This is a genomic window from Pseudomonas sp. Sample_9, from assembly GCF_004307535.1.
Classification (GTDB): domain Bacteria; phylum Pseudomonadota; class Gammaproteobacteria; order Pseudomonadales; family Pseudomonadaceae; genus Aquipseudomonas; species Aquipseudomonas mercuritolerans.
In genome coordinates, this window is the sequence record NZ_RAZO01000438.1 from 1 (window position 1) to 5423 (window position 5423).

At 61.3% G+C, this 5423-nt stretch carries 4 protein-coding genes; 3 read left to right on the forward strand and 1 reads right to left on the reverse strand.

The window, feature by feature from the left end; genetic code table 11:
- The first annotated feature begins 13 nt into the window (after positions 1 to 13).
- The 3 genes from D6877_RS25115 to D6877_RS25125 are packed head-to-tail and all read left to right on the forward strand — an operon-like array spanning position 14 to position 3382.
- On the forward strand, positions 14 to 325 hold the full coding sequence (locus tag D6877_RS25115; RefSeq protein WP_241662952.1) for a DUF3565 domain-containing protein: 312 nt from the start codon (positions 14 to 16) through the stop codon (positions 323 to 325).
- A gap of 51 nt (positions 326 to 376) precedes the next feature.
- Complete coding sequence (pta, locus tag D6877_RS25120) at positions 377 to 2476, forward strand: phosphate acetyltransferase (protein WP_130912449.1); 2100 nt, start codon at positions 377 to 379, stop codon at positions 2474 to 2476.
- Positions 2477 to 3382: an acyltransferase gene (locus D6877_RS25125; protein WP_130912450.1), complete on the forward strand. Its 906-nt coding sequence runs from the start codon at positions 2477 to 2479 to the stop codon at positions 3380 to 3382. It abuts the gene before it with no gap.
- Between the two features lie 153 nt (positions 3383 to 3535).
- Here the strand turns inward: D6877_RS25125 and cysN are convergent.
- Positions 3536 to 5423, reverse strand: a 1888-nt coding sequence (cysN, locus tag D6877_RS25130) for a sulfate adenylyltransferase subunit CysN (protein ID WP_241662951.1), incomplete at its 5' end; no start/stop codon positions are given.

Genomic DNA, 5423 nt, shown 5'->3' on the forward strand with positions numbered 1-5423 from the left:
GGAGACAGCCTTATTGGCGGCGATCAGCATGGGGCGAGACCTTTTGCATAAGAATATAGAAAGGCCAAGTTTAGCGAAGCAATCGCGTGAAAGCGACCACAAGCCGGACAAACGGGTTTCGACCATCACCGGCTTCCATCAGGACGAAGACGGCCATTGGGTGGTCGAGCTTTCCTGTGGCCACACCCAGCACCTGCGCCACCAGCCGCCGTGGCAAACCCGCGCCTGGGTCCTGGATCCGGCGCAACGTATTGAAAAAACAGGTCAACCCTTTGCCTGCGGTTGGTGTGCACAAGGCTCGGTTAGCGATAACCTTGGCGACTGAATTTCGGTAGTCGGCCAGACATAGGCTGACACCCTTGCATAGAGAATTCCCATGCAAACTTTTTTTATCGCCCCCACCGATTTTGGCGTGGGTCTGACCTCCATCAGCCTCGGGCTGGTACGCACGCTTGAACGCGCCGGCCTCAAGGTCGGCTTCTTCAAACCGATCGCCCAGCCGCACCCGGGCGACACCGGCCCTGAACGATCCACCGAACTGGTGGCGCGCACCCACGGCCTGAAACCGCCGCAGCCATTAGGCCTGGCGCACGTTGAACGCATGCTCGGCGACGGTCAGCTCGACGAACTGCTCGAAGAAATCATCGCCCTGTATCAGCAAGCGGCCGTCGGCAAGGATGTGCTGGTGGTCGAAGGCATGGTGCCGACCCGCAGCGCCAGTTACGCGGCGCGGGTCAACCTGCACTTGGCCAAGAGCATCGATGCCGAGGTCATTCTGGTCTCTGCGCCGGAAAACGAAGTGCTCGCCGAGCTGTCCGGCCGCGTCGAGTTGCAGGCACAAATGTTCGGCGGCCCGAAAGATCCGAAAGTCCTCGGCGTGATCCTCAACAAGGTCAAGACCGACGAAAGCATGGACGCCTTCGCCACGCGTCTGAAGGAACATTCGCCGTTGCTGCGCAGCGGTGATTTCCGCTTGCTTGGCTGCATCCCGTTTCAGCCGGAACTCAATGCGCCGCGCACCCGCGACGTCGCCGACCTGATGGGTGCGCAAGTGCTCAACGCGGGCGACTACGAAACCCGGCGCATGAGCAAAATCATCATTTGCGCACGAACCATGCGCAACACCGTCGAGCTGCTCAAGCCCGGCGTGCTGGTGGTGACGCCGGGTGATCGCGACGACATCATCCTCGCCGTCAGCCTCGCCGCGATCAACGGCGTGCCGCTGGCCGGCCTGTTGCTGACCAGCGACACCCTGCCCGACCCGCGCATCATGGACCTGTGCCGGGGCGCGTTGCAGGCCGGTTTGCCGGTGTTGTCGGTGAGCACCGGCTCGTACGACACCGCCAACCTGCTCAATGGCCTGAACAAGGAAATCCCGATCGATGACCGCGAGCGCGCGGAGATCATCACCGATTTCGTCGCCAGCCACCTCGACGCCAACTGGCTGCACCAGCGCTGCGGCACGCCTCGGGAGATGCGCCTGTCGCCGGCAGTGTTCCGTTATCAATTGATCCAGCGCGCGCAAGCGGCGAACAAGCGCATCGTCTTGCCCGAAGGCAGCGAGCCGTTCACCGTGCAAGCGGCGGCGATCTGTCAGGAACGCGGGATCGCCCGCTGCGTATTGCTGGCCAAACCCGAAGACGTCGAAGCGGTCGCCCGCGCCCAAGGCATCGTGCTGCCGCCGGGTCTGGAAATCCTTGACCCGGACCAGATCCGCGAGCGTTACGTCGAGCCGATGGTCGCCCTGCGCAAGAGCAAAAGCCTCAACGCACCGATGGCCGAGCAACAACTGGAAGACACCGTGGTGATCGGCACCATGATGCTTGCGTTGGATGAGGTCGACGGCTTGGTTTCGGGTGTGATCAACACCACCGCCAATACCATCCGCCCCGCCCTGCAACTGATCAAGACCGCACCGGGCTGCACGCTGGTGTCGTCGGTGTTTTTCATGCTCTTCCCTGAAGAAGTGCTGGTCTACGGCGACTGCGTGATGAACCCGCACCCGAGCGCCGCGGAACTGGCCGAGATCGCCCTGCAAAGCGCCGACTCGGCGGCCGCATTCGGCATTACCCCACGGGTGGCGATGATCAGCTATTCCAGCGGCGAATCGGCGCGCGGTGAAGAAGTCGAGAAAGTCCGCGAGGCGACTCTGCTCGCCCATGAGCAACAAAATTCGCTGTTGATCGACGGCCCGTTGCAGTACGACGCCGCCGCCAACGCCGACGTCGCCCGGCAACTGGCGCCGAACAGTCAGGTCGCCGGGCGCGCCACGGTGTTTGTGTTCCCCGATCTGAACACCGGCAACACCACGCACAAAGCCGTACAGCGCAGCGCCGATTGCGTCAGCCTCGGGCCGATGCTGCAAGGCCTGCGCAAACCGGTGAACGACCTGCCGCGCGGCGCGCAAGTCGATGACATCGTCTACACCATCGCGCTCACCGCGATTCAAGCCGCCAACCGACCTATGGATGTGTAAATGCTGGATTTTCTACCCGCACCGTTGCGCGGCGTGATCGCTTCGCTGCTGTTGGCGCTCAACACGATTCTGCTGTGTTCGTTTCTGTTCTGCGTGGCGTTGGTCAAGGCCCTGCCGTTTGCCTTTACCCAGCGCATCGCCGGTTGGCTGATGAGCCACACCCATGAAGCGTGGATCAGCAATAACAAGGGCTGGATGAATCTGGTACGGCGCACCCGCTGGCACGTCAGCGGCCTGCAAGGCCTCGACTATCAGCACTCGTACCTGATCACCAGCAACCACCAGAGCTGGGTGGATATTCTGGTGCTGCAATACGTGCTCAACCGCAAGATTCAACCGCTGAAGTTTTTCCTCAAGCAGGAGCTGATCTGGGTGCCGGTGATTGGTCTGGCCTGGTGGGCGCTGGGCTTTCCGTTCATGAAGCGCTACTCCAAGGCGTACCTGGAAAAACACCCGGAGAAGAAAGGCAAGGACCTGGAAACCACGCGCAAGACCTGTGCGAAATTCCGCCATAACCCGGTGGGAATTTTCAACTTCGTCGAAGGCACACGCTTCACCGAAGGCAAGCATGCGCAGCAGCAGTCACCGTTCAAGTACCTGCTCAAGCCCAAGGCCGGCGGGATCGCCTTTGTGCTCGATGCGATGGGCGAACAGCTGGAGTCGATCGTCAACGTGACCATCCACTACCCGGCCGGACGTCCGGGGTTCTGGGACTTGCTCTGCGGCAATGTGCGTGATGTGGTGGTGCATTTTGAAGAAATCAAAATCCCGCCGGCCTTTATCGGCAAGAACTACGACCAGGACGGCGAGTACCGTTTGCAGTTCCAGGGCTGGATCAATCAGCTGTGGCTGGACAAGGATGCGTTGCTGGAGCAGATGCACCGCGAATTTCCACCCAAACACTGACCCCTGTGGGAGCGAGCAGGCTCGCTCCCACAGTTGATCGTTCCCACGCGGAGCGTGGGAACGATCACCCGGCCAAAAGAAGCCCGCCGATGATCACTCACCGGCGGGCTTTTTCTTGCCGCTTGCAGCTAGAAGCTTGTCGCTGCTTCTACCTTAGATCGCGCCACGCTGACGCAACAGCTCCAGCACTTGCTTGACGCTTTCTTCCAGGCTCAGCGACTGCGTGTCGATCACCAGGTCGGCGTTCAGCGGCACGTCGTACGGGAAGGACTCGCCGGGAATGTTGTCGCCGCCAGCGGCGTAGAGACCTTGCGGATCACGCTCGGCGCACACGGTCGGCGAGGCCTGCACATAGACCGTCAGCAAGCGATCCTTGCCGATCAGTTCCTTGGCCTGCTCGCGACCTTCGGCACTCGGCGCAACGAACGCGGCCAATGTCAGCAGCCCCGCTTCGTTGAACTGACGCGCCACGTGCGCGGCACGACGCCAGTTCTCGGTACGCCCGGCGCGATCCTGTGGCAGACCTTTGTTCAAGTCATGACGCAGGTTCTGGCCATCCAGTACAAACACCGCGCGGCCCATGTCGAACAGCTTGCGCTCGACCGCGTATGCCAGGGTGCTTTTGCCCGCGCCCGACAGGCCGCTGAACAGCACGGTGGCCGGTTGCTGGCCGAAGCGCTGGGCACGTTCTTCAGTCGCCACGTGCGCCAGTTTGCCGTGGTGGGTTGCAGTTCCATGCGCTACAGGCTGCGCGACGATCATGCCGGCGCCAACGGTGCCGTTGGTCAGGCGATCGATGACGATGAACGCGCCGGTGGTGCGGTTGCTTTCGTAACCGTCGAGGGCGATCGGCGCGTCGAGCGCGATCTTCACCTTGCCGATTTCGTTGAGCTGCAACGCGCTCGCCGGGCCTTCTTCCAGAGTGTTGACGTCGACCTTGTTGACGATGCTGGCGATCGAGCCCGGCACGTAACTGGTGGCGCGTTTGATGTCGTATTTCTTGCCCGGCAGCATCGGCTCTTCAGCCATCCACACCAGCATCGCTTCAAAGCTGTCGGTGACCGGCGGCACGTTGTCGGCATGCACCAACAGGTCGCCACGGGAGATGTCGATTTCGTCTTCCATGGTCAGCGTTACCGCCTGACCGGGACCGGCGTGTTCCAGCTCACCTTCGAAAGTGACGATGGACTTCACCCGGCTGCTCTTGCCCGACGGCAGCACCACGACTTCGTCGCCCTTGTGCACGATGCCGCTGGCCAAAGTGCCGGCGAAACCGCGGAAATTCAGGTTCGGACGGTTGACGTACTGCACCGGGAAACGCAGATCGGTGAAGTTGCGATCGCCCGCCACTTCCACAGTCTCGAGGATTTCCATCAGCGACTGGCCGGTGTACCACGGCGAGCGCTCGGACTTGTTCACCACGTTGTCGCCCTTGAGGGCAGACATCGGCACGAAGTGCATGCTGGTCGGCTTCATCTTCAAGCCTTCGGCGAACTTCAGGTAGTCGGCCTTGATCGACTCGAACACGCCTTCGTCGAAGTCCTTCAAGTCCATCTTGTTGATGGCGACGACGATGTGTTTGATACCCAGCAGGGAAGCGATGAAGCTGTGGCGACGGGTCTGGGTCTGCACGCCGTAACGGGCGTCGACCAGAATGATCGCCAGGTCACAGGTGGACGCACCGGTGGCCATGTTGCGGGTGTACTGCTCATGGCCAGGGGTGTCGGCGATGATGAATTTGCGCTTGGCGGTGGAGAAATAGCGGTAAGCGACATCAATGGTGATGCCCTGCTCACGCTCGGCCTGCAGACCGTCGACCAGCAATGCCAGGTCGATGTCGTCACCGGTGGTGCCGACTTTCTTCGAATCGCGGGTGATCGCTTCGAGGTGATCTTCGTAGATCATTTTCGAGTCGTGCAGCAGGCGCCCGATCAGGGTGCTCTTGCCGTCATCGACGTTACCGCAGGTCAAAAAGCGCAGCAGTTCTTTACGTTCGTGCTGGCCCAGGTAGGCGAGGATGTCCTCGCTGATCAAATCAGAA

Coding starts and splice junctions, on each gene's coding strand:
- D6877_RS25125 (WP_130912450.1), top strand. CDS start 2,477: ATGCTGGATTTTCTACCCGCACCGTTGCGCGGCGTGATCGCTTCGCTG.
- pta (WP_130912449.1), top strand. CDS start 377: ATGCAAACTTTTTTTATCGCCCCCACCGATTTTGGCGTGGGTCTGACC.